Here is a 19,486-nt window from a genome sequence, read left to right on the forward strand (position 1 = left end):
CGGCGGGGGTCAGGCCTTCGCGCCGATCGCGAGGGCGAGGTGGGCGATGTGGTCGACCTTGTCGCTGGCACCCGCGCCAAGCCCGGCGATCGCGGCCCGGCCGAACCAGCCCGTCTCCAGCGCATCGTCGGCCGCCTCGCCCTCGCCGGCGATCCAGCGGCACAGCACCGTGATCATCGCGAAGTGGTGGGCGAGTTGACGCTCGCGGTCGTGCTCGATGAAGTCCAGCACGGTCAGCAGCCGGGGCGCTTCGGCGGCGATGCCGGTCTCCTCGGCGAGTTCACGCAGGGCGGCATCGAGGTGAGCCTCCCCCGGCTCAATGCGGCCACCGGGGAAACCCCAGCGGCCCTGGTCGGGCGGATTGGCGCGGCGCACCAGCAGCACGCTCTCCTCCCGCACGACGACGGCGAGAACGGCGGGTATCGGGCGGACGGACATGGCAGATTCCCGGCCTGTGGCGTCGCTCCCGCTTCTAGGCGGATTCGGTTGCCGCCGACAGGTCGTTTCGCCGGCCCGCCACGGCTCAGCCCGCCAGCAGGCCGGGAAGGTCCTTGAGGAGGCTCTCGCGCGCATCGAGCCCCAGCCCGAGTTCGGGCGGCTTGTTGCCCAGCAGGGCGCGGGCGAAGACGACGCGGCGTCCGTCCGTGCCCTCGGCCCAGCCGACGAACCAGCCGATCGGTCGGTTCGGGTCGCGCCTGCCGGAGGCGTCGCGCAGGTCGACGCTGCCGGTCTTGCCGCGCACGCTCCAGCCCTCGCCCGCCGGGAAGGCGGGGATGATGGCGCGGGCCTTCTCCTGCGCGATGGTCGAGACGGGCAGGGTGCCGTCCACCAGCCGGCGCAGGAAGGCGACCTGTTCCTCGGCCGAGATCAGCAGCGACGAGCCGAGCCAGGCGCGGGTCAGGCCGTTGTTCTTTCCGGGATCGCCGGAGACGTCGGCATTGCCGTAGTCGAAGCGCTTCACATAGTCGGCGAAGCGCTCGGCGCCGAGGCGGCGGGTAAGTTCCTGCGAATACCACACCACGGAATCGCGCTCCCAGATGGTCGGGTCGACCGTCTTGCGCACCCTTTCGGGGGCGTCATATTCCGGCTTGTAAGGCCATGCGGGGGTGGTGGTATCCACGAGGATGCCGGCGTCGTAACCCATCACCGCCAGCGGCACCTTGAAGCTCGAGGCCGGCGGCAGGCGGCGCCGGATGTCGCCGCTGGCATGCAGTTCCTTGCCGTTCGCGGCGTCGCGGATGAGCGTGATGGCGGGGATCGCGGCGGCGACGGACGGCCGCGCGGGGAGCAGCGGCGCGGCGGCGAGGCCAACCATCCCGGCCAGCACCTCGCGGCGGGTGGGATGGGCGATAGAGCGGGCGTCCATGGAATCTCCTCAGCGGGCGGAAGAGGCGGGCCGCTCTTCTTTCCCGCCGATACCGGCTAATCCGCGGCGGCTTTTTGCGCCGCGCATGGCCATCCACCGCCGGATTGCCGTATTGCTTGCGCCTCATGAACGGCTGAATCAGCAGGGGGCAGGCATGAGGGAGAGGCGGATGCGGGTATCGGCAATTGCGGCGCGGCTGTCGGCGGGGCTGGCGGGCCTGCTCCTGCTCTCCGGTGCCGCCGCGGCGCAGAGCTGCGGCAAGAAAGCGGCCGGATTCCCCGCCTTCCTCGCTCAGTTCCGGCAGGAGGCGGCGGCGCAGGGCGTCTCCCAGCGCACGCTGAGCGCCGCGCTCGACGGGCTGACCTATGATTCCAGCGTCGTCGGCGCCGATCGCGGGCAGGGCGTGTTCAACCAGTCCTTCCTGCAATTCGCCGACCGCATGGTCGCCAAATACCGGATCGACCAGGGCCGTGCGCTGATCGCGAAGAACCGCGCGCTGTTCGATCGCATCGAGCAGAAATACGGCGTGCCGGCGCCGGTCATCGTCGCCTTCTGGGCGCTGGAGACCGACTTCGGCGCCAATATGGGCGACAAGTCGACGCTGCGCTCGGTGGCGACGCTCGCCTATGATTGCCGTCGGCCGGAGATGTTCCGCACCCAGCTGATGGCGGCGCTCAAGATCATCGACCGCGGCGACCTCACCCCCCAGACCATGCGCGGGCCGTGGGCGGGGGAACTCGGCGCCTTCCAGTTCCTGCCCGACCATTATCTCAACTACGGCGTAGACTTCGACGGTGACGGCCGCGTCGACCTCATCCGCAGCCAGCCCGACGCGCTCGCCTCCGCCGCCAACTACATCCTCAACCTCGGCTGGAAGCGCGGCCAGCCCTGGCTCGAGGAGGTGCGGGTGCCGGCCAACCTGCCCTGGGACCAGGCGGACCTCTCGATCAAGCTGCCGCGTTCGCAATGGGCGCGCTGGGGCGTGAGCCGGGCGGATGGCGCGGCGCTGCCGGCTGACGGGCTCACCGCCTCGCTGCTGCTGCCGATGGGGCGCAACGGGCCGGCCTTCCTGGCCTATCCGAACTTCGACATCTTCACGCAGTGGAACCAGTCGCTGGTCTACGCCACCAGCGCCGCCTTCCTCGCCGCCCGCATCAACGGCGCGGGGCCGTTCTCCCGCGGGCAGGGAAAGGCCATCCCGGTGCTGTCCACCGCGCAGGTCACCGAACTGCAGCGCATTCTCAACGCCCGCGGCCATCATGTCGGCGGGGTCGACGGCAAGCTCGGCGCGGCGACACGGGCGGCGGTCAAGGCGGAACAGCAGCGGCTCGGCCTGCCGGCCGACTCCTGGCCAACGGCGGAACTGCTCGGGAAGCTGAAGGCCGGGGGATGACGGCGCGCGCCGTGCCGACGTCTACAGCACCGGAATGCCGGCGTGCTTGGCCTTTCCCTCCGGCTCGACGTGGATGTTGATGAGGATGTCATCGACCTCGCTGCGCAGCGCATCCTCGATGCGGTCGCAGATGGCGTGCGCCTCGCGCACCGGCATCTCGCCGGGCACGACGAGGTGGAAGTCGACGAAGGTCATCCGCCCGGCCTGACGGGTGCGCACGTCATGCGCCTCGATCGCGCCGATCGCCTCGCGCGCGATCTGGGTGCGGATGCGGGTCAGGATGTCGTCGGGCACCGCCCGGTCCATCAGCCCGCCGAGGCTCTCCTTCATCAGGTTCCAGCCGGCCCAGATGATGTTCAGCGCGACCAGCGCGGCGAGCGCCGGGTCGAGCACGTGCCAGCCGGTCACTGCGGCGAGCGTCACGCCGACCAGAACGCCGGCGGAGGAGACCACGTCGGTCAACAGGTGCTTGCCGTCCGCCACCAGCGCCGGCGAGCGCATGCGCCGGCCCTCGCGCAGCAGAACGGCGCACCACAGCCCGTTCAGCACGCCCGCGCCGGCATTCACCAGAATGCCGCGCCAGGGCGCATCGATCATGCGCGGCTCGAGAAAGGCGAAATAGGCCTCACGGAAGATCGAGAGCGCGGCGACGACGATCAGCACGCCCTCCAGCACCGCCGAGAAATACTCCGCCTTGGCATAGCCATAGGGGTGGATCGCGTCGGCGGGCTTCGAACTCATATAGATGGCGACGACGGCGGCGAGCGAGGTGGCGACGTTGACGATGCTCTCCAGCGCATCCGAATAGAGCGCAACCGAGCCGGTCATCCGATAGGCGAGGTATTTCAGCGCGAGCACCACGCAGCCGACGACGACACTGCCGATGGCGAGCTTCAGGGACCGGTTCATGAGGGCGCCTATCTCGAAGGCGCACCGCCGCGCCGCTCGCGCCCATTACGGGTGGCGCGCGGAAAAATCAAGCTGCCGCAACGGTTTGAAACTCGTTCGCAGAAGCGTTTGCAGCCTCTCGGAGCGTCCGTCCGCGGGGCCACTGGGCAGGGCCATGCGGCATCCGGCGCGCGGCCGTCGCGCGCGGAACCGGCTCCCGCTCCGGCGCAAATTGCTCTAGCGTGCCACCATCTCGGATGGGACGCGCGCCATGGACCCGATTCACCTGCCTGTCCTCCGCATTGCCGCCCTCGCGGCCCTTCTTCTCGCCTCCCCGCCGCTCGCGGCGCAGGAAAAGGCGGATGCGGCGGTGGTCAGCGCGCTCGCCGCCGCCTACCAGCTCGCCAATGCCGATGGCGACCGCACCTGCGCGCTGACGCTCAGGGCCGATGCGCTGAAGCCCGACGCGGGCGTGCAGAGCTATGCGGTGGGCTTCGACAAGGCGGCCTGCGTCGAGGCCATCCCGTTTACCGGCGGCCTCGCCGGCTGGACGCCCGGGCCCGGCGATTCGATCCGGCTGATGGGGACACAGGGGCGCCTCATCGCCGAGTTCACCGAAGGGGTGGGGGGCACCTGGGAGGCGCTGCGCGAGGGTGACGGGGTCTATTTCCTCACCAATCCCGCGATCGGCGATCCGACCGACCAGGCCCAGCCGGCCGACATGGTCGGCGAGTGGAATGTCGCCCGCGCCGCGGACGGCAAGCCGGTGTGCCTGTTCAACCTGACCGACGCGCCGGCGCCGGACGGCAGCTTCCGGCTGGAACTGCGGCCCGGCTGCGACGCCTCCATCGTGCGCTTCGCCCCCGACCGCTGGCGGCTCGAGCGCGGCGACCTCGTCGTCGCCGCCGCCAATGGCGACACGCTGCGCTTCGCGGGGCAGGACGAAGGCGGGTGGGCGAAGGTGCCCGCCGGCTCGCGGCCGCTGTTCCTGTCGCGGCCGTAACGTCGGGCGGGGTTGCGTCCCAGCGTGATTGCCGTATAGAACATATGAAGAACATGGAGGGCGCGATGGCGGACCGGATCGACTACATCGAATTCCCCAGCCTGAACCGCGCCGCCAGCAGCGCCTTCTTCCGGGCCGCCTTCGGCTGGGGAACAGTCAGCTACGGCCCCGACTATGACGGGCTCGAGGGCGCGGGCATCGATGGCGGCATCGACCAGGCGCCCGAGCGCGTCGCCGCACCGCTCGCCGTGGTGCGCACGGACGACCTCGATCAGGCCGAATGGCGGGTGATCGCGGCGGGCGGCGTCATCACCCGCCCGCAGTTCGACTTTCCGGGCGGGCGCCGCTTCCATTTCCGCGAGCCGGGCGGCAACGAACTGGCGGTCTGGGTGGCGCGGGAAGAAGGGTAGGCCGGGCGCAGGGCGACTAGGTCGTGAACCTATAGATTCGGAATACGTCAGCCATGTGCAAAATTTTTAGTAGTAAAAATTTGATAATTTCTACAGTAAGTTACTGATATGAAGAAATTTTGTCTAATTTTATCTGTATTAATTACCCTCCTATTCACGGTTTACGTGATCATCAGCGTGCCATTCCCTTTTGTGCAGGATTGGTGGCACGCTGAAGATTATGATCCCCACGACCGCTTCTCTAAACGTCATCGCATGGCAGACTGGCTCGTGATGACAAGCGCTTTGGTAGGGTTGCGCCGTGATGAGGTTTTGGCGAAACTCGGGCCGCCACCGCCCACCGATAAGTTCACTGACTATGATCTCGTGTATCACCTCGGCTATGAGCGCGGCTTAATTTCCATAGACTCCGAGTGGCTGGTAGTGAGTCTATCTCAATCTGGTGTCGTTACTGAAGCTAAGGTGATCCGCGACTGACGATCCTGAGGCTGAGCCCCATGGAAGAGGTTGCTCCGCCGCTCCCTCACATCAGCCGCAGCGCCTTGAGGCTGGCGTGGCCGTCCTTGCCGACGATGATGTGGTCGTGCACCTCGATGCCGAGCGGCTTGGCGATGTCGACGATGGTCTTGGTCATCTGGATGTCGGCATGCGAGGGCGTCGGGTCGCCGCTCGGGTGGTTGTGCACGAGGATCACCGCGCTCGCGGCGAGTTCCAGTGCGCGCTTGACCAGCTCGCGCGGATAGACCGGCGTGTGGTCCACCGTGCCGCGCTGCTGCACCTCGTCGGCGATCAGCTGGTTGCGCTTGTCGAGGAACAGCACGCGGAACTGCTCGTGATCGGCAAAGGCCATGGCGGCGCGGCAATGCTCGATCACCGCGCTCCACGAGGACAGGACGGGCCGGGCGCGCAGCTTGCCGCGGGTCACCCGTTCGGCGGCGGCGGCGATGAGCTTGAACTCGGTGATGATCGCCTCGCCGACACCCTTCACCTCGCGCAGGCGGGTCGGGCTCGCGGCGATCACCTCGGCGAAGGAGCCGAAATGGGCGACGAGCTGCTTGGCGAGCGGCTTGACGTCGGCCCGCGGCACGGCGCGGAACAGCACCAGTTCCAGCAGTTCATAATCGGGCAGGGCATCGGCGCCCGCCTTGCGGAAGCGATCGCGCAACCGCTCGCGATGGCCGAGGAAATGCGGCGCGGGCTCCTCGCTGAGGCCCGCGGGCGCAGCATCGGGCGTGGACCCGGCGTCCACCGGTCGGGCGCCTTCCCCCGGCGGGCCTTCTTCGAGCCCGCGCCGGCTCATGCCTCGGTGCCGAATACCGGCCGGTGATAGCCCTTGGGCGAGACGGTGAAGATCTCGACGCCGGTCTCGGTGACGCCGACGGCGTGCTCGAACTGGGCGGAGAGCGAGCGGTCGCGCGTCACGGCCGTCCAGCCGTCCGACAGCACCTTCACATGGGGGCGGCCGAGATTGATCATCGGCTCTACCGTGAAGATCATGCCCGGCAGCAGTTCCGGGCCGTCGCCGCGCCGGCCGACATGCACGACGTTGGGCTCGTCGTGGAACAGCTGGCCGAGGCCATGGCCGCAGAAGTCGCGCACTACGCTCATATGGAAGGGCTCGACGAATTCCTGAATAGCCGCGCCGATATCGCCGACATGCCCGCCGGGGCGGATCGCGGCGATGCCGAGCATCATCGATTCATAGGTCACGTCGATCAGCCGCTCCGCCCGGCGCGGGATGGCGCCGATCGGGTACATGCGCGAGGAATCGCCGTGCCAGCCATCGAGGATCAGCGTGACGTCGACATTGACGATGTCGCCCTCGCGCAGCGGCTTGTCGTTGGGGATGCCGTGGCAGACGACATGATTGATCGAGGTGCAGGTCGATTTGCGGTAGCCGCGATACATCAGCGTGGCGGGCAGGGCGCCATGATCCATCGCGAAGTCGAACACCAGCTTGTCGATCGCCTCGGTGGTGACGCCGGGGCCGACCATCTCGTGCACGAGGTCGAGCGCCTCGGCGGCCAGTCGGCCGGCGCGCCGCATGCCGGCGAAGCCCTCCGGCCCGTGCAGCTTGATATGGCCGGTCTTGCGCAGCGGCGCGCCCGCCGCTTCCACGTAACTCATCATCATTCGTCCCGAGATCGATCCTTCGGGAATGTAAGCGATCTGCCGGTGGGCGCAAGGAAACCTCGCGCGGGGCTCATCCCTCGGCGAGCGGGCGCGCCATGTGCACGACGCGCCGGTCGGGGCGCTGCTCGACGCGCTCGGTGGCGAAGCCGCGCCGGCGATACCATTGCAGGTTGGCCTCCAGCCTCTCGCCGGTATAGAGCCGCAGCACCGGCCGGGCGAGCGCGCGGGCGCGCGCATCGGCGGCGGCGAGCAGGGCGTTGCCGAGCCCGCTGCCCTGCCGTCCCGGCGCGACGGCGATGCTCTCGATCAGCAGGTCGTCCGCGCGCGGCGCCAGAATCAGCGCCGCCTCGAGCGCGTCGGCCTCGCCCGCGACCCACACCTCGTTGCCGCGCAGCACGCGAGTATAGTCCCATTGCAGCGGGATCGGCTCGACGCCGAGCAGCGCGCGGTTGCGGGCATAGGCGCCCTGCTGCAGGTCGACGAGGGCGGGGATGTCCTCGGCGCGGGCGCGGCGCAGGTCGAGCCCTCCCGCCGAGAGTTCAGGTGCGTTGAACGCGGCGAGGCCGGTGAGCTGCCGGCCGGCCGCGTCGAAATTCTCCGGCGCCAGCCAGGCCTCGAAGGCGAGCGCCCGCTGCGGCCATTCGCCCTCCAGCATGGAGAACCAGGCGGTGTCGCGGTTATGGCCCTTGATGATCATGTGGTCGCGGAAGATGCCCTCGAAGGTGAAGCCGTAGCGCAGCGCCGCCCGCCGCGAGGGGGCGTTGAGCGCGTTGCACTTCCACTCGTAACGGCGGTAGCCGAGTTCCTCGAAGATGTGCCGGGCCATCAGGTACATCGCCTCGGTGCCGCCGGGCGTGCGGGCGAGCGCGGCGGTGTAGAGGATGTTGCCGACCTCGATCACCCGGTTCGGCCGGTCGATGCGCATATAGGTGGCGTGGCCGACGGCGCGCCCGCTCGCCTTGTCGAGGATGGCGAAGAGCAGCGGATCGGCCTTGGCCTGGGCGGCGGCATAATAATCGGTGAAGGCGGCGAGATTCTCGAAGGGCGCGGCGCCGAGATAGGCCCAGAGCGCCTCGCGGTCGTCGCCGTGCGAGAGCGCGTAGAGATCGGCGGCATGGGCCTCGACCTCGAAGGGCACGATGCGCACATGGCGCCCTTCCAGGGGAATGCGGGCGGGCGCGGGGGCGGGATGGGCGTCGACGATGCGCCCGAGCGGCACCGCCGCGCTGTCCAGCCCCGTGTCGGTCATGATGGTCATCCCCGCTCACCGCACTTGTCTGCCGGCCCGTGCATGTGACAGGAATCGGAAAACGACAAGCGCCTGCGGCCGCTTTTTGCGCCGGCAGCGCAAAAACGAGGATTCCCCATGCCGATTTCCGCCCTCCAGCCGATCGCCGCCTTCGACCGCATCGGCGAGGAAAACGCCTTCGCCGTGCTGGCGCGCGCCACCGAGCTCGCCGGGCAGGGGCGGGACATCGTCAATCTCGGGATCGGCCAGCCGGATTTTTCGACGCCGGCGCACATCGTCGAGGCCGCGATCAAGGCGCTGCGCGACGGCCAGCACGGCTACACGCCCTCCGTCGGCATCGCCCCCCTGCGCGAGGCGGTGGCGGCGGATGTCCACCGGCGCTTTTCGACCGAGATCGACCCCGGCAAGGTGATCATCGTGCCGGGCGGCAAGATCACCATGTTCGCGGCCATCCTGATGTTCGGCGAGCCGGGGGCGGAGATCCTCTATCCCGATCCGGGCTTCCCCATCTATCGCTCGATGATCGAGTTCACCGGCGCGACCCCGATCCCGGTGCCGATCCGCGAGGCGAACGGCTTCGCCTTCTCGGCGGCCGAGACGCTGGCGCTGATCACCCCGCGCACCCGCCTTCTCATCCTCAACTCGCCGGCCAATCCCACCGGTGGCGTGACGCCGAAGGCCGAGGTCGACGCGCTGGTGGCGGGGCTCGCCGCCCATCCCCACGTCGCCATCCTCTCCGACGAGATCTACGACCAGTTCCTGTTCGACGGCGAGAAGCATGCCACGCTGCTCGCCTATCCCGAGATTCGCGACCGGCTGATCCTGCTGAACGGCTGGTCGAAGACCTACGCCATGACCGGCTGGCGGCTCGGCTGGTCGCTGTGGCCGGACAGTCTCTATGAGCGCGTGCGCAAGCTCGCGGTGAATGCGTGGTCCTGCGTCAACGCGCCGGCGCAGTTCGGCGCGCTCGCCGCGCTCACCGGTCCGCAGGATTGCGTCGCCGAGATGGTGGCCGAGTTCGACCGCCGCCGTCATCTGGTGGTCGAGGGGCTGAACCGGCTGCCGGGCGTGTCGTGCATCGTGCCGAAGGGCGCCTTCTACGCCTTTCCCAACATCAGCGGCACGGACTGGGCCTCGGCGAAGAAGCTCGCCTCGGCGCTGCTGGAAGAGGCCGGCGTCGCGACCATCGGCGGGCCGGATTTCGGCGTGCACGGCGAGGGCTATATCCGGCTCTCCTATGCCGCCTCGCCGGCGAACATCGAGAAGGCGCTGCACCGGATGGGCGGCTTCCTCGAGGGACGGCGGGCCGCATGAGGGCGGCCGCGCGGGCGCTGATCCTCGCCGCGCTGGTCGCGGCGCCCGCCCGCGCACAACAGGCGCCGCCAGCGGGCGGGTCGGTGGAGACGTGCCGCCGGCCGCAGGCCAATCCGCGCGAGCGGCTCGACTGTCTCGCCAAGCTCCAGGGTGAAGGTGAGCGGCGGCTCGACCGGGTGCTCGCCGGCACGCTCGCGGCCATCCGCGCGACCGAGGCCGCCGCGCCGCCGCAGCGGGCGCGCTGGGCCAACCTGATGGAGGAATCGCAGGGCCGCTTCGTGCTCTGGCGCAATTTCGAGTGCCAGAGTCTGGCGCCCTATGAGGGCGAGGGCGGCGGCAAGTCGGTGGGCGGGCGGATCGGCGGCACCGGTGCGCTGGAGCAGCGCCTCGTTTGCCTGGTCGAGCTCAACGACCAGCGCGCGAATGCGCTGGAGCGCCGCTATCCCGCACCGCCCGGCTTCGTCTATGCCGAACCGCCACCGCCTGCCCCCGCCGCGCCCGCCCCGGCGCCGGCCGCCACGCGGATCATCGACCTGCCGCGCTGAGCGCCGCGAGGTTGCCGCGCCGTGCCGGGAGTGATACCCGCGTCGGCAGCCTGCGGGACGATCGCTCCCGCCCCTTGCCGCGCGCGCCGCACCCATGAGCCGCGCGCCGATCACGGAAGGACCGTCCATGCCCAAAGTCATGTCGATCGGCGAAGTCATGGTCGAGTTCGCGCGCGGTGCCGACGGGCGCTACGGCCTCGGCTGCGGCGGCGACACGTTCAACACCGCCGTCTATCTCTCCCGTGCCGGCGTCGAGACCGGCTATGCCACTGCGCTCGGCGACGACCCCTATTCCTCGAGCATCGTCGCGGCGGCGGAAGGCGAGGGTCTCTCGACCCGGGCGATGATGCGCGTCGCGGGGCGCATGCCCGGCCTCTACGTCATCGACACCGACGCGCGCGGCGAGCGCACCTTCAACTACTGGCGCGACACGGCGCCGGCGCGCGAGCTGTTCGAGCTGCCGGGCTGGGAGCAGATCGCCGAGCAGGTGGTGGAATCGGGGGTGGTCTATCTCTCGGGGATCACCCTCTCGCTCTATTCCAACCAGGGACTGGGACGGCTGCTGGCGACGCTGGAATTTGCCCGCGAACGCGGGGCGAAGGTGGTGTTCGACGGCAATTTCCGTCCGCGCGGCTGGGGTGGCGACCTCGCCCGCGCCCGTACGCTGTTCGCCGAGGCGCTGAAGCGCGCGACCATCGCGCTGCCCACCTTCGACGACGAGGCGAGCCTGTGGGGCGACGCCTCGCCGGCCGCCACCGCCGAGCGGCTCGCCACCTTCGGCGTGCAGGAGGTGGTGGTGAAGAACGGCGCCGGCGGCGCGCTGGTCAGCCACCAGGGCAAATCCTATCTCGTGCCGATCCCCGAGCCGGTCGAGCCGGTCGACACCACGGCGGCCGGCGACAGCTTCAACGCCGCCTATCTCGCCGCGCGGATCGCGGGCGCCGCACCGGAGGCGGCGGCGGAGGCCGGCCACCGCCTCGCCGGGCGCGTCATCCGGCACCGCGGCGCCATCCTGCCGCGCGAGATGAACGCCTGAGGGCTGCTGCCATTCGAGGGCTGATCCGCCTCAGGTCGGCCTGGTCCCGGTCATCCCGGCCGCAGCGAAGCGGAGAGCCGGGATCGTTTGCAGGCCTATCCTCGGCCCGATCCCGGATACGGTCTGACGGCCGTTCCGGGATGACAGGCGTGGCGCGGGCAAGTGAATCTGGCGCAGCGAAAGTGAAGACGTGGATGGCCGGGACGAGCCCGGCCATGACGATCAGGCGGGAGATGTCGGGGCGGGGCGGTTGATCCTTACCGTGCCTTCACCGGCGTCTCGGGCACCGGGGTGAGCGGCGGGCGGCCGGCTGCCCAGGCAAGCAGGTTGTCCACCACCAGCTGCCCCATGGCGTTGCGGGTCAGCGTCGTCGCCGAGGCGACGTGCGGCAGCAGCACGGCGTTGTCGAGCGCGAGCAGCGCCGGCGGCACGTGCGGCTCATGGGCGAAGACGTCGAGCCCGGCGGCCTCGATGGTGCCGTCCGTGAGCGCCGCGATCAGCGCCTCCTCGTCGACGACCGAGCCGCGCGCGACATTGATCAGGATGCCGCGCGGCCCCAGCGCCGCCAGCACCTCGGCGTTGATCATGTGCCGGGTCGCCGCGCCGCCGGGGACGATCACCACGAGCACGTCGACGTCGCGGGCGAGCTCGATCAGCGAGGCATAGTGGCGATAGGCCAGCCCGGGGACGGGCCGGCGGGTGTGATAGGCGATCGGGCGCCCGAACCCCTCGAAGCGGCGGGCGATGGCCTGGCCGATCCGTCCCATGCCGGCGATGCCGATCGAGCGGTCGCGCAGCGAGGCGGTGAGCGGGAAGGCGCCCTGCGGCCACCGGCCCTGCCGCACGTGCTGCTCGGCCTGCGGCAGCTGGCGCACGGTCATCAACGTCAGCGCCACGGCGAGGTCGGCGACCTCGTCGTCGAGCACGCCCGGCGTGTTGGTGACGATGATGCCGCGCTTGGCCGCCTCCGCGACATTCACCGTGTCATAGCCGACGCCGAAATTAGAGACGAACTCGACATGGGGGAGAAGGGCGAGGAGATCCGCATCGACGCCGCGCTTACCGGCGCCGACCCCGGTGGCGATGGCGCGGATGCGAGGGGCCGCTTCGGCCAGCATCGCCTCCGCCCCCTCGGCATCCAGCCGGTGCACGGTGAAATGCGCGCGCAGCTGCGCCTCGATCATCGCCATCATCGGGCCGGTCTGGAGAATCTCGATCTTTTCTGCGCTCATGGCGTCACTCCCTGTGCCCTCGAGCCTGACCGCGCGGCGCGTCCCGCGTCAATCGGCAAGCGTCGCGTCGAGCGCCCGCTCGGCCCGGTCGATCCGCTCGCGGTTGATCAGATAGAGCCCGGAGGCGATCACGATGGCGGCGCCGGCGCTGGTCCACAGCGTCGGCAGCTGGTCGAAGGCGAGATAGCCCCACAGCGTCGCCCAGACGATCTGGGTGTAGACGAAGGGCGCCAGCACGCCGGCCGGGGCACGGCGATGGGCGAGCACGAGCAACAGGTGGCCGACGAAGCCGTAGATGCCGACCATCACCAGATTGCCCAGCACCAGCGGGTCCTGCGGCACCACCCAGACGAGGGGCAGCGGCACGCTGCTTACCACGAGGCCGACGGCGGCGGCATAGAACATGGTGGTCTCGGTGGAATCGGTCGCCGCCAGCAGCCGGGTCGTCACCGCATAGAAGGCGTAGGAGACCGCGCCGGCCAGCACCAGCAGCAGCGCCGGGTGGATGCCGGCGGTCGGATGGGCGACCACGATGACGCCGGCGAAACCCACGAGGATCGCGGCCCAGCGCCGCCAGCCGATGGTCTCGCCCAGGAGCGGGCCGGCCATCAGCGCGACGAAGAACGGCATCGAGAAGACGATCGCGACCATCTGGTCGAGCTGGACGTATTGCAGCGCCACGAAGTTGGCGATCGTGCAGAACACCAGCAGCAGGCCGCGGACGATCTGCAGCACGGGACGGCGGGTGCGCCAGACGCTTGGCGTGCGCCACGGATTGATGAAGAAGCAGGCGAAGACGAAATTGCCGGCGTAGCGCGCCCACATCACCAGCAGCGGGTCGACATGCTGGCCGAGCCACTTCGCGGTGGCGTCCACCATCGACAGCAGGATCGGCGCGGCGCACATGAAGGCGATGCCGGCAAGGCGGGTGTCGGGCGTCGGCCCGCTGGCGAGGGGGCGGGGGGCGACGTCGCTCGGGCGCATGTTCACGGCGGGGGCACTCGGCTGCGGCCGCACCAGGGGCCGACCGGGGTCCTTCTATAGAACATCCCGTCTGCGTCGGCGAGGCGCGGCCGGCGCGGGGCGTGCCGCAGCGATATGCGCGCCGCGTGGGGCTGGCCGGGCGGGGGCGCAGGGGGATCGGGGCCGGTCTGGAAAGCCCGCCACACGCGTCATCCCGGAACGGCCGGAGGCCGTATCCGGGATCGCGTCGCGGATCGCGTGGGTATCCGGGTGAACGATCCCGGCTCTTCGCCGGCGGGTCCGGCCGGATGACGGCGCGGTGAAGAGTTTTCCAAACAGTCTCTCGGGGGAGGCGATCAGGCCGGCTCGTCGGCCGCCTCGGCCTCGTCCTCTTCCGGCTCCTCGGCGGTACCGAGCCGGGCGGCGAGGTTGCGTTCCACCTTGCGCAGCAGCTTGCGCAGGCGGCGCTTGTCCTTGCCGTCGAGGCCCTCCACCGCGGCATCCTCGATGGCGTCCCAGATCGCGTCGATGGCGCCGGCCCGTGCCCGGCCTTCCTCCGAGAGGTAGACCCGGACGAGGCGCCCGTCGGCATCGCCCGCGCGCCGTTCGAGCAGGCCCTGCGCGGAGAGCCGGCCGACCGTCTTGGAGGCGGTGGGCGCGCGGACCCTCAGCGCGGCGGCGAGCTCGGTCATGGTGCGCCCGTCGTTCTCGGCGAGCAGCTTCAGCACCGTCTCCTGACCCGGGAACAGGCCGAGCTCGACCAGCCGTCGCGCCGCCAGCGCCCGTTGCAGCCGCGCGGCATGGTTCAGCCGGTGGCCGATGCTCTTGCCGAAGCCGTCCTTCATCGCGGGCCCTCCTGGCGACAACTTGAAGCCGGTCGCCGGACGCTGCGGACGATGACGGCAAACGCCTGCGCCGTCAAAGTAATACCGAAGTCGCGGTAAAGAGATTACAAGCCGGCGAAGCGGGCCTCGACGCGGGCGAGGAAGGCCTGCCGCTTCGCCGCACTCGCCGAATCCATCGAGTGCAGCGCGAGCCACAGCCGGCGGGCGCGCGGGTGGACGATGCCGCCGACGCCGTCGAGCACGATGCGCCGGCCCGGCTGGCCGATCCAGCGCCACCACCACCAGGGCGAGCCGAGCGTCGTCACCGCCGCGACCAGGCGGATGTTGGTCAGCTTGCGCTCCAGCGGGCGGAAGGGCTGGGGCATGCCGAAGGTCTCGTAGGGCACCAGCACGCGGTCCATCCAGCCTTTCAGCATGGCCGGCGGCCCGTACCACCAGGTCGGGAACACGAAGACCAGCGCGTCGGCCCGCTTGATCTGCGCCACCTCGCCGGCGACCGGCACGAGATTGACGCCGGGCGTGTGGTAGTCGCGGCGCTCCTGCGTCGTCAGCACCGGCTGGAAGTCCGCGGCGTAGAGGTCGAGCAGCTCCGCCTCGTGCCCGGCCCGCCCCAGTCCGCGCAGCACGGCGTCGCGCAGCCCGGCGCCGAAGCTCTCGGGGACGGGGTGGCAATAGACGACGAGCACGCGCATCAGCCGGCTCCCAGGCCGTGGAAGAGATAGGTGCGCTGCGCGCCATAGTCGAAAGCGGGATCCTCGAAGGCGATCATCTTGCCGGGGTTGAGCAGCCCGGCCGGATCGGCCTCGCGCTTGAAGGTGAGCTGCGCCGCGTCGGTCTGCTTCATGCCGCCTTCCTCCAGCGTGTAGCGGTGGGGATTGAAGATCGGCGCGCCCATCGTCTCATGGACCGCGATGATGGCGTCGAGCCGCTCCTCGCTGGTGAAGCGCACCAGCGGCAGGCCGAAGCAGGTGATCTTCCCGTCGAAGCGGACGAATTCCAGATGCGCCGGCACTTCGTCGCCCAGCTCGGCATGAAGGCGGGCGACGAGGTCGAGCTGGTTCGGGAACGGATAGAGCACCTGCAGATAGGTGATGGCGGGATCGACCCGCAACGCCCGGAGCGTGGTGTGGTTCCACGACAGTTCGTAGAGCGGGGGCAGGCCGCGCGCCTCCTCCGGCGGAACGGCGTCCGAGCGGAACAGGATCGCACCGCCCCACAGTGCGATGAGGGCGAGGAAGCCGTCGAGTGCGATCGGCGCGATCATCACCAGCGCCACATGCTTGCCGTCGGGAAGGTATTTGCGATGACGCAGGAAATAATCCTGCGGGATCGGCGCGGCGATCACCGAGACCAGCTTCTTGACCAGCGCGTCCTGCTCGCCGAGCGCGTTGCCGAAGGCGGCGGCGCGGGCGACATCATCGAAGCCGACGATGATGTCGATCCAGTCATGCGCCGGCACCAACGGCATCTCCACCTCGGTGATGATGCCGTTGGTGCCGTAGGCATGGGCGACCTTGGCGATATCCGCGCCCGTGAGGTGGAGCACGCGCGGGTTTGCCTCCATGGTGACGAGGCGCAGGCTGAGCACATTGCCGAGGTCGCGCAGCCCGCCCCACATGATCGAGCCGACCCCGCCCGAGCCGCCGGCGATGAAGCCGCCGATCGTCGCGGTGCGGGCGGTGGAGGGGTGGAGGCGCAGTTCCTGCCCGCTATGCGCGCGCGTCGCCGCGTCGATGTCGGCGATGATGGCGCCCGCCTGCGCCGTCACCCGCCCGGGGGCGATGGCGAGCACCTTGTCGAGGCCGGAAAGGTCGAGCAGCACGCCGCCGGCGAGCGGCATGGCCTGGCCGTAATTGCCGGTGCCGGCCCCGCGCGGGGTCACCGGGATGGCCAGTGCATGGCATTCGGCGAGGATGCGCACGACATCGGCCTCGCTCGCGGCGAAGGCGACGATGTCGGCGGTGACGGCGTCGAGCTGGTGCTTCAGCACCGGCGAGTACCAGTAGAAATCACGGCTCTTCTGGCGCACCAGAGCCGGGTTCTCCTCCAGCCGGATGCCGTACAGCCGCGTCTTCAGCGTCGCGATGTCGTGGCGCGGGCTCATGCGGGCTCCATCAGCGCGTCGAGTTCACGGTAGTCGGGTGGCGTCGTGTCGATCGCACGGCCGGCGCGCAGCACGGTGCGCGCGGCGCCGGGGCGCGACATCAGCTCGTTGAGGCTCGTCGCCTCGAACAGGATCAGGTCGGCGGGGCGGCCTGCCGCGATGCGCCCGGCATCGACCCCCATGGCGGCGGCGGGGGTGGCGGCGATCGTCGCCGGCCAGTCGGCGAAGGGGTGGTCGAGATGGCCGATGCGGGTGGCGGCGCGCAGCACCTCGACGAGGTCGAAATCGCCATAGGCGTAGAAGGGATCGCGGACATTGTCGCTGGCGACCATCACCGGGATGCCGCGCGCCTTCATCTCGTGCAGCAGGGTGAGCCCGCGCCAGCGCGGGGTGCGGCCGCTCGCGCGGTCCTGGAGATAGAGGTTGCACAGCGGCAGCGACACGACGCCGATCCCCGCCTGCGCCACGAGGTCGAGCGTGCGGCCCGCCTCGCCGGCCGCCTGCACCGCCAGCGAGCAGCAATGGCCGGCGAGGATGCGGCCCGCGAAGCGGCGGCGGATGGCGATCTCGGCGGTGGTCCTGAGCGCGTGAGAGGCGGGATCGCCGGTCTCGTCGAGATGGAGGTCGAGGTCGAGCCCGTGCGCCTCGGCCGCCGCGAACAGCCGCTCCAGCGCCGGCGCGACCCGCGGGCCGGCCTGCGCGACGACACCGAGCGCGCCGCCATGGCGCCGGGCCGCCTCCAGCACCGGCGCGAACAGCGCGTCCTCCAGCACATGCTCTGGCGGCACCAAGCTCACCGCCTGCAGTGCGATGCGCCCGGCCCAGCGGGCGCGCAGGTCGTCGAACACCTCCCACGAGATCGCCGTCTGCGGGCCGATGCTGTCGAGATGGGTGCGGATCGCCACCGTGCCCCGCGCATGGGCGCAGCGCAGGGCGAACTCCATACGGGCGGCGACGTCGTCCGCGCGCCAGCGGGCCTGCCGGTCGGCGGCGACGGCGCTGATCGCCCCTATGAAAGTGCCGTCCGGGTTCGGCGCGCGCGGCCAGATGAAGGCCTTGTCGAGATGGGTGTGGATGTCGACGAGGCCGGGCAGGACGAGCCGCCCGGCGAGGTCGAGGCGGGGCAGTTCCGCGTGGTCTCCGGCCGCGGCGAAGCGCCCGTCGACGATCGCGATCTCCGCCCGCGCCAGTCCCTCGGCATCGGCCGGCCCTGGTGCGTCGAGCAGGCAGGCCGGCACGCGCGTTCCAGTGAGCACGTAGCGCGTGGGGAGGGGGGCGAGGTCGAGGGCCATGCTCAGTTTCCCGCGCCCAGCGCACTCTCGTGCCAGCGCCGCAGCGCCAGCCAGGAGATGAGGGTCAGCACCAGATAGATGACGATCCCCGTCAGCGAGATCAGCGCCAGCGCCGCGAACATGCGCGGGATGTTGAGCCGGTAGCCGGATTCGACGATGCGGAAGGCGAGGCCCGAACCTTGCCCGGCCGAGCCCGCCGCGATCTCGGCGACGATGGCGCCGATCAGCGCGAGGCCGCCGCCGATCCTGAGGCCGCCGAGGAAATAGGGCAGGGCGGCCGGCAGGCGCAGATAGCGCAGCGTCTGCCAGCGCCCGGCGCCGGACAGCACGAACAGATCGCGCAGGTTCGGGTCGACCGAATTGAGCCCTAGCGTCGTGTTGGCGAGGATGGGGAAGAAGGCGACGATGAAGGCGCAGACCAGCACCGCCGTGCCGGGATCGAGATAGATCAGCATCAGCGGCGCGATCGCCACCACCGGCGTCACCTGCAGGATCACCGCGAGCGGGAACAGCGACAGCTCGATGATCCGCGCCGAGGCGAACAGGATGGCGAGGCCGACGCCGCCGACCACCGCCGCCAGCAGCGCCAGCAGGGTGATGCGCAATGTCACCAGCAGCGAGCCGAACAGCACGACGCGGTCCTTCACCAGCGTCTCCAGCACGAGGCCGGGGCCGGGCAGGATATAGGGCGGCAGGTTGTTCAGCCGCACCACGAGGTCCCAGCTGAGGATGACGGCGGCCACCACCGCCAGCGGCAGCAGGAAGCGCAGCGGCGAGCGGGCAAGGTCGAGGCGCGGGCTCTCGCCCGTGGCGCGCCCGCCAGAATCGACTCCGGTGCGGGCCTCCACCGCCGCCATCAGGCCGGCTCCATGGCGCCGGCCAGCGCCAGCGAGGTGCGCCGGCACAGCGCTGCATAGTCGGGCGAGGTGCGGAACGCCTCGTCGCGGGGCAAGGCGGGGTCGATGGCGAGTTCCGCCGCGACGCGGCCGGGGCGGGCGCGGAAGACCAGGATGCGGCTCGACAGGTAGACGGATTCGAACACCGAATGCGTCACGAACACGATGGTGCAGCCCACCGCCCGCCACAGCGCCAGCAGGTCGTTGTTCAGCTTGAACCGGGTGATCTCGTCGAGCGCGGCGAAGGGCTCGTCCATCAGCAAGAGGCGCGGCCGGGTGACCAGCGCCCGGGCGATCGAGACGCGCATCTTCATGCCGCCGGAGAGTTCGCGCGGATAGGCATCCGCGAAGTTTTCGAGCCCGACGAGGCGGAGCGATTCCAGGATCGCCGGCTCGGCCGCCGCGCGGCTCTGGCCGGCGAGCTTCAACGGCAGGTGGACATTGCCGAACACGCTGGCCCACGGCATCAGCGTCGGCTCCTGGAACACGAAGCCGATCGAGGGCCGCCGGCCGTCCCGCCAGTCGATGCGTCCCTCGCTCGGCTCGGCGAGGCCGGCCATGAGGCGCAGCGCGGTCGACTTGCCGCAGCCCGACGGGCCGAGCAGCGACAGGAACTCGCCCTCGCGCACCTCCATGTCGAGGCCGCCGAGCGCGGTCACGCCGTTCGGGAAGGACTTGCCGACGCCGGCGAGGTGCAGGAGGGGGGAAGAGGCCATAAGGGGACGTCGGTTGGTTGCGGGATCGATCGATGCCGGACGAGACAGGGACGGTCGGCCCGGGATAGGTCACATGGTCATCCCGGCCGGAGCGTAGCGGA

General features: G+C 70.2%; 21 protein-coding genes. 7 read left to right on the top strand and 14 right to left on the bottom strand.

Annotated elements, in window-relative coordinates:
* Window positions 1-9: 9 nt before the first annotated feature.
* On the bottom strand, window positions 10-438 hold the full coding sequence (locus ACEUEL_RS00215) for an NUDIX hydrolase (protein ID WP_405700937.1): 429 nt from the start codon (window positions 436-438) through the stop codon (window positions 10-12).
* A gap of 85 nt (window positions 439-523) precedes the next feature.
* Window positions 524-1,366 carry a class D beta-lactamase gene (gene blaOXA / locus ACEUEL_RS00220; RefSeq protein WP_405700938.1) on the bottom strand — a complete coding sequence of 281 codons (843 nt, stop codon included), beginning with the start codon at window positions 1,364-1,366 and terminating at the stop codon, window positions 524-526.
* Between the two features lie 169 nt (window positions 1,367-1,535).
* Here blaOXA and ACEUEL_RS00225 point away from each other — a divergent pair, with 169 nt between their 5' ends.
* On the top strand, window positions 1,536-2,759 hold the full coding sequence (locus tag ACEUEL_RS00225) for a lytic murein transglycosylase (protein WP_405700941.1): 1,224 nt from the start codon (window positions 1,536-1,538) through the stop codon (window positions 2,757-2,759).
* 21 nt (window positions 2,760-2,780) lie between these two features.
* Here the strand turns inward: ACEUEL_RS00225 and ACEUEL_RS00230 are convergent, their stop codons facing one another.
* Window positions 2,781-3,668, bottom strand: a complete 888-nt coding sequence (locus tag ACEUEL_RS00230) for a cation diffusion facilitator family transporter (RefSeq protein ID WP_405700943.1) — start codon at window positions 3,666-3,668, stop codon at window positions 2,781-2,783.
* A 250-nt stretch (window positions 3,669-3,918) separates the two neighbouring features.
* Here ACEUEL_RS00230 and ACEUEL_RS00235 point away from each other — a divergent pair, with 250 nt between their 5' ends.
* The 3 genes from ACEUEL_RS00235 (at window position 3,919) to ACEUEL_RS00245 (ending at window position 5,537) form a co-directional block, all read left to right on the top strand.
* Window positions 3,919-4,650 carry an AprI/Inh family metalloprotease inhibitor gene (locus tag ACEUEL_RS00235; protein ID WP_405700944.1) on the top strand — a complete coding sequence of 244 codons (732 nt, stop codon included), beginning with the start codon at window positions 3,919-3,921 and terminating at the stop codon, window positions 4,648-4,650.
* Between the two features lie 44 nt (window positions 4,651-4,694).
* Window positions 4,695-5,060, top strand: a complete 366-nt coding sequence (locus ACEUEL_RS00240; RefSeq protein WP_405700945.1) for a VOC family protein — start codon at window positions 4,695-4,697, stop codon at window positions 5,058-5,060.
* Window positions 5,061-5,168: 108 nt separating this feature from the next.
* Window positions 5,169-5,537, top strand: coding sequence for a hypothetical protein (locus tag ACEUEL_RS00245; protein ID WP_405700947.1), 369 nt, complete (start codon window positions 5,169-5,171; stop codon window positions 5,535-5,537).
* 46 nt (window positions 5,538-5,583) lie between these two features.
* Here the strand turns inward: ACEUEL_RS00245 and radC are convergent, their stop codons facing one another.
* From radC to ACEUEL_RS00260, 3 genes are all read right to left on the bottom strand, one after another.
* Window positions 5,584-6,309 (bottom strand): RadC family protein, encoded by a 726-nt coding sequence (radC, locus tag ACEUEL_RS00250; protein WP_454892291.1) that lies wholly within the window; start codon window positions 6,307-6,309, stop codon window positions 5,584-5,586.
* A gap of 47 nt (window positions 6,310-6,356) precedes the next feature.
* Complete coding sequence (gene map, locus ACEUEL_RS00255) at window positions 6,357-7,187, bottom strand: type I methionyl aminopeptidase (protein ID WP_405706486.1); 831 nt, start codon at window positions 7,185-7,187, stop codon at window positions 6,357-6,359.
* A gap of 76 nt (window positions 7,188-7,263) precedes the next feature.
* Window positions 7,264-8,442, bottom strand: a complete 1,179-nt coding sequence (locus ACEUEL_RS00260) for a GNAT family N-acetyltransferase (protein ID WP_405700952.1) — start codon at window positions 8,440-8,442, stop codon at window positions 7,264-7,266.
* A gap of 117 nt (window positions 8,443-8,559) precedes the next feature.
* On the opposite strand from ACEUEL_RS00260, the gene ACEUEL_RS00265 reads away from it, so the two are divergent.
* The 3 genes from ACEUEL_RS00265 to ACEUEL_RS00275 all read left to right on the top strand — a co-directional run bounded on the left by ACEUEL_RS00265 (window position 8,560) and on the right by ACEUEL_RS00275 (window position 11,337).
* On the top strand, window positions 8,560-9,756 hold the full coding sequence (locus tag ACEUEL_RS00265) for a pyridoxal phosphate-dependent aminotransferase (RefSeq protein ID WP_405700953.1): 1,197 nt from the start codon (window positions 8,560-8,562) through the stop codon (window positions 9,754-9,756).
* Window positions 9,753-10,301: a lysozyme inhibitor LprI family protein gene (locus ACEUEL_RS00270; protein WP_405700956.1), complete on the top strand. Its 549-nt coding sequence runs from the start codon at window positions 9,753-9,755 to the stop codon at window positions 10,299-10,301. Before ACEUEL_RS00265 ends, ACEUEL_RS00270 begins: the two co-directional genes overlap by 4 nt.
* A gap of 127 nt (window positions 10,302-10,428) precedes the next feature.
* Entirely contained in the window at window positions 10,429-11,337 is a 909-nt protein-coding gene (locus ACEUEL_RS00275) for a sugar kinase (protein ID WP_405700959.1), read from the top strand.
* Between the two features lie 257 nt (window positions 11,338-11,594).
* On the opposite strand, the gene ACEUEL_RS00280 is transcribed toward ACEUEL_RS00275, so the two are convergent.
* The 8 genes from ACEUEL_RS00280 to ACEUEL_RS00315 form a co-directional block, all read right to left on the bottom strand.
* Window positions 11,595-12,569 (bottom strand): 2-hydroxyacid dehydrogenase, encoded by a 975-nt coding sequence (locus ACEUEL_RS00280; protein WP_405700960.1) that lies wholly within the window; start codon window positions 12,567-12,569, stop codon window positions 11,595-11,597.
* A gap of 48 nt (window positions 12,570-12,617) precedes the next feature.
* Window positions 12,618-13,553: a DMT family transporter gene (locus ACEUEL_RS00285; RefSeq protein WP_405706489.1), complete on the bottom strand. Its 936-nt coding sequence runs from the start codon at window positions 13,551-13,553 to the stop codon at window positions 12,618-12,620.
* A 335-nt stretch (window positions 13,554-13,888) separates the two neighbouring features.
* On the bottom strand, window positions 13,889-14,377 hold the full coding sequence (locus tag ACEUEL_RS00290; protein ID WP_405700962.1) for a MarR family winged helix-turn-helix transcriptional regulator: 489 nt from the start codon (window positions 14,375-14,377) through the stop codon (window positions 13,889-13,891).
* A gap of 104 nt (window positions 14,378-14,481) precedes the next feature.
* Window positions 14,482-15,069 (bottom strand): NAD(P)H-dependent oxidoreductase, encoded by a 588-nt coding sequence (locus tag ACEUEL_RS00295; RefSeq protein WP_405700965.1) that lies wholly within the window; start codon window positions 15,067-15,069, stop codon window positions 14,482-14,484.
* A complete protein-coding gene (locus ACEUEL_RS00300) occupies window positions 15,069-16,481 on the bottom strand; it encodes an FAD-binding oxidoreductase (RefSeq protein WP_405700967.1) in 1,413 nt (470 codons plus the stop codon). The genes ACEUEL_RS00295 and ACEUEL_RS00300 overlap by 1 nt, the downstream gene beginning before the upstream one ends.
* Window positions 16,478-17,773: a cytosine deaminase gene (locus tag ACEUEL_RS00305; RefSeq protein WP_405700968.1), complete on the bottom strand. Its 1,296-nt coding sequence runs from the start codon at window positions 17,771-17,773 to the stop codon at window positions 16,478-16,480. The genes ACEUEL_RS00300 and ACEUEL_RS00305 overlap by 4 nt, the downstream gene beginning before the upstream one ends.
* Before the next feature lie 2 nt (window positions 17,774-17,775).
* Window positions 17,776-18,630: an ABC transporter permease gene (locus ACEUEL_RS00310; RefSeq protein ID WP_405700970.1), complete on the bottom strand. Its 855-nt coding sequence runs from the start codon at window positions 18,628-18,630 to the stop codon at window positions 17,776-17,778.
* Complete coding sequence (locus ACEUEL_RS00315) at window positions 18,630-19,385, bottom strand: ABC transporter ATP-binding protein (protein WP_405700972.1); 756 nt, start codon at window positions 19,383-19,385, stop codon at window positions 18,630-18,632. The genes ACEUEL_RS00310 and ACEUEL_RS00315 overlap by 1 nt, the downstream gene beginning before the upstream one ends.
* Window positions 19,386-19,486 lie beyond the last annotated feature (101 nt).

This window comes from Ancylobacter terrae (assembly GCF_045108345.1).
Taxonomy (GTDB): domain Bacteria; phylum Pseudomonadota; class Alphaproteobacteria; order Rhizobiales; family Xanthobacteraceae; genus Ancylobacter.

What these genes read in the sequence shown, in the direction of transcription:
- ACEUEL_RS00215 (WP_405700937.1), bottom strand. Translation starts at nt 438, where the DNA reads ATGTCCGTCCGCCCGATACCCGCCGTTCTCGCCGTCGTCGTGCGGGAG.
- blaOXA (WP_405700938.1), bottom strand. Translation starts at nt 1,366, where the DNA reads ATGGACGCCCGCTCTATCGCCCATCCCACCCGCCGCGAGGTGCTGGCC.
- ACEUEL_RS00225 (WP_405700941.1), top strand. Translation starts at nt 1,536, where the DNA reads ATGCGGGTATCGGCAATTGCGGCGCGGCTGTCGGCGGGGCTGGCGGGC.
- ACEUEL_RS00230 (WP_405700943.1), bottom strand. Translation starts at nt 3,668, where the DNA reads ATGAACCGGTCCCTGAAGCTCGCCATCGGCAGTGTCGTCGTCGGCTGC.
- ACEUEL_RS00235 (WP_405700944.1), top strand. Translation starts at nt 3,919, where the DNA reads ATGGACCCGATTCACCTGCCTGTCCTCCGCATTGCCGCCCTCGCGGCC.
- ACEUEL_RS00240 (WP_405700945.1), top strand. Translation starts at nt 4,695, where the DNA reads ATGAAGAACATGGAGGGCGCGATGGCGGACCGGATCGACTACATCGAA.
- ACEUEL_RS00245 (WP_405700947.1), top strand. Translation starts at nt 5,169, where the DNA reads ATGAAGAAATTTTGTCTAATTTTATCTGTATTAATTACCCTCCTATTC.
- map (WP_405706486.1), bottom strand. Translation starts at nt 7,187, where the DNA reads ATGAGTTACGTGGAAGCGGCGGGCGCGCCGCTGCGCAAGACCGGCCAT.
- ACEUEL_RS00260 (WP_405700952.1), bottom strand. Translation starts at nt 8,442, where the DNA reads ATGACCGACACGGGGCTGGACAGCGCGGCGGTGCCGCTCGGGCGCATC.
- ACEUEL_RS00265 (WP_405700953.1), top strand. Translation starts at nt 8,560, where the DNA reads ATGCCGATTTCCGCCCTCCAGCCGATCGCCGCCTTCGACCGCATCGGC.
- ACEUEL_RS00270 (WP_405700956.1), top strand. Translation starts at nt 9,753, where the DNA reads ATGAGGGCGGCCGCGCGGGCGCTGATCCTCGCCGCGCTGGTCGCGGCG.
- ACEUEL_RS00275 (WP_405700959.1), top strand. Translation starts at nt 10,429, where the DNA reads ATGCCCAAAGTCATGTCGATCGGCGAAGTCATGGTCGAGTTCGCGCGC.
- ACEUEL_RS00280 (WP_405700960.1), bottom strand. Translation starts at nt 12,569, where the DNA reads ATGAGCGCAGAAAAGATCGAGATTCTCCAGACCGGCCCGATGATGGCG.
- ACEUEL_RS00285 (WP_405706489.1), bottom strand. Translation starts at nt 13,553, where the DNA reads ATGCGCCCGAGCGACGTCGCCCCCCGCCCCCTCGCCAGCGGGCCGACG.
- ACEUEL_RS00290 (WP_405700962.1), bottom strand. Translation starts at nt 14,377, where the DNA reads ATGAAGGACGGCTTCGGCAAGAGCATCGGCCACCGGCTGAACCATGCC.
- ACEUEL_RS00295 (WP_405700965.1), bottom strand. Translation starts at nt 15,069, where the DNA reads ATGCGCGTGCTCGTCGTCTATTGCCACCCCGTCCCCGAGAGCTTCGGC.
- ACEUEL_RS00300 (WP_405700967.1), bottom strand. Translation starts at nt 16,481, where the DNA reads ATGAGCCCGCGCCACGACATCGCGACGCTGAAGACGCGGCTGTACGGC.
- ACEUEL_RS00305 (WP_405700968.1), bottom strand. Translation starts at nt 17,773, where the DNA reads ATGGCCCTCGACCTCGCCCCCCTCCCCACGCGCTACGTGCTCACTGGA.
- ACEUEL_RS00310 (WP_405700970.1), bottom strand. Translation starts at nt 18,630, where the DNA reads ATGGCGGCGGTGGAGGCCCGCACCGGAGTCGATTCTGGCGGGCGCGCC.
- ACEUEL_RS00315 (WP_405700972.1), bottom strand. Translation starts at nt 19,385, where the DNA reads ATGGCCTCTTCCCCCCTCCTGCACCTCGCCGGCGTCGGCAAGTCCTTC.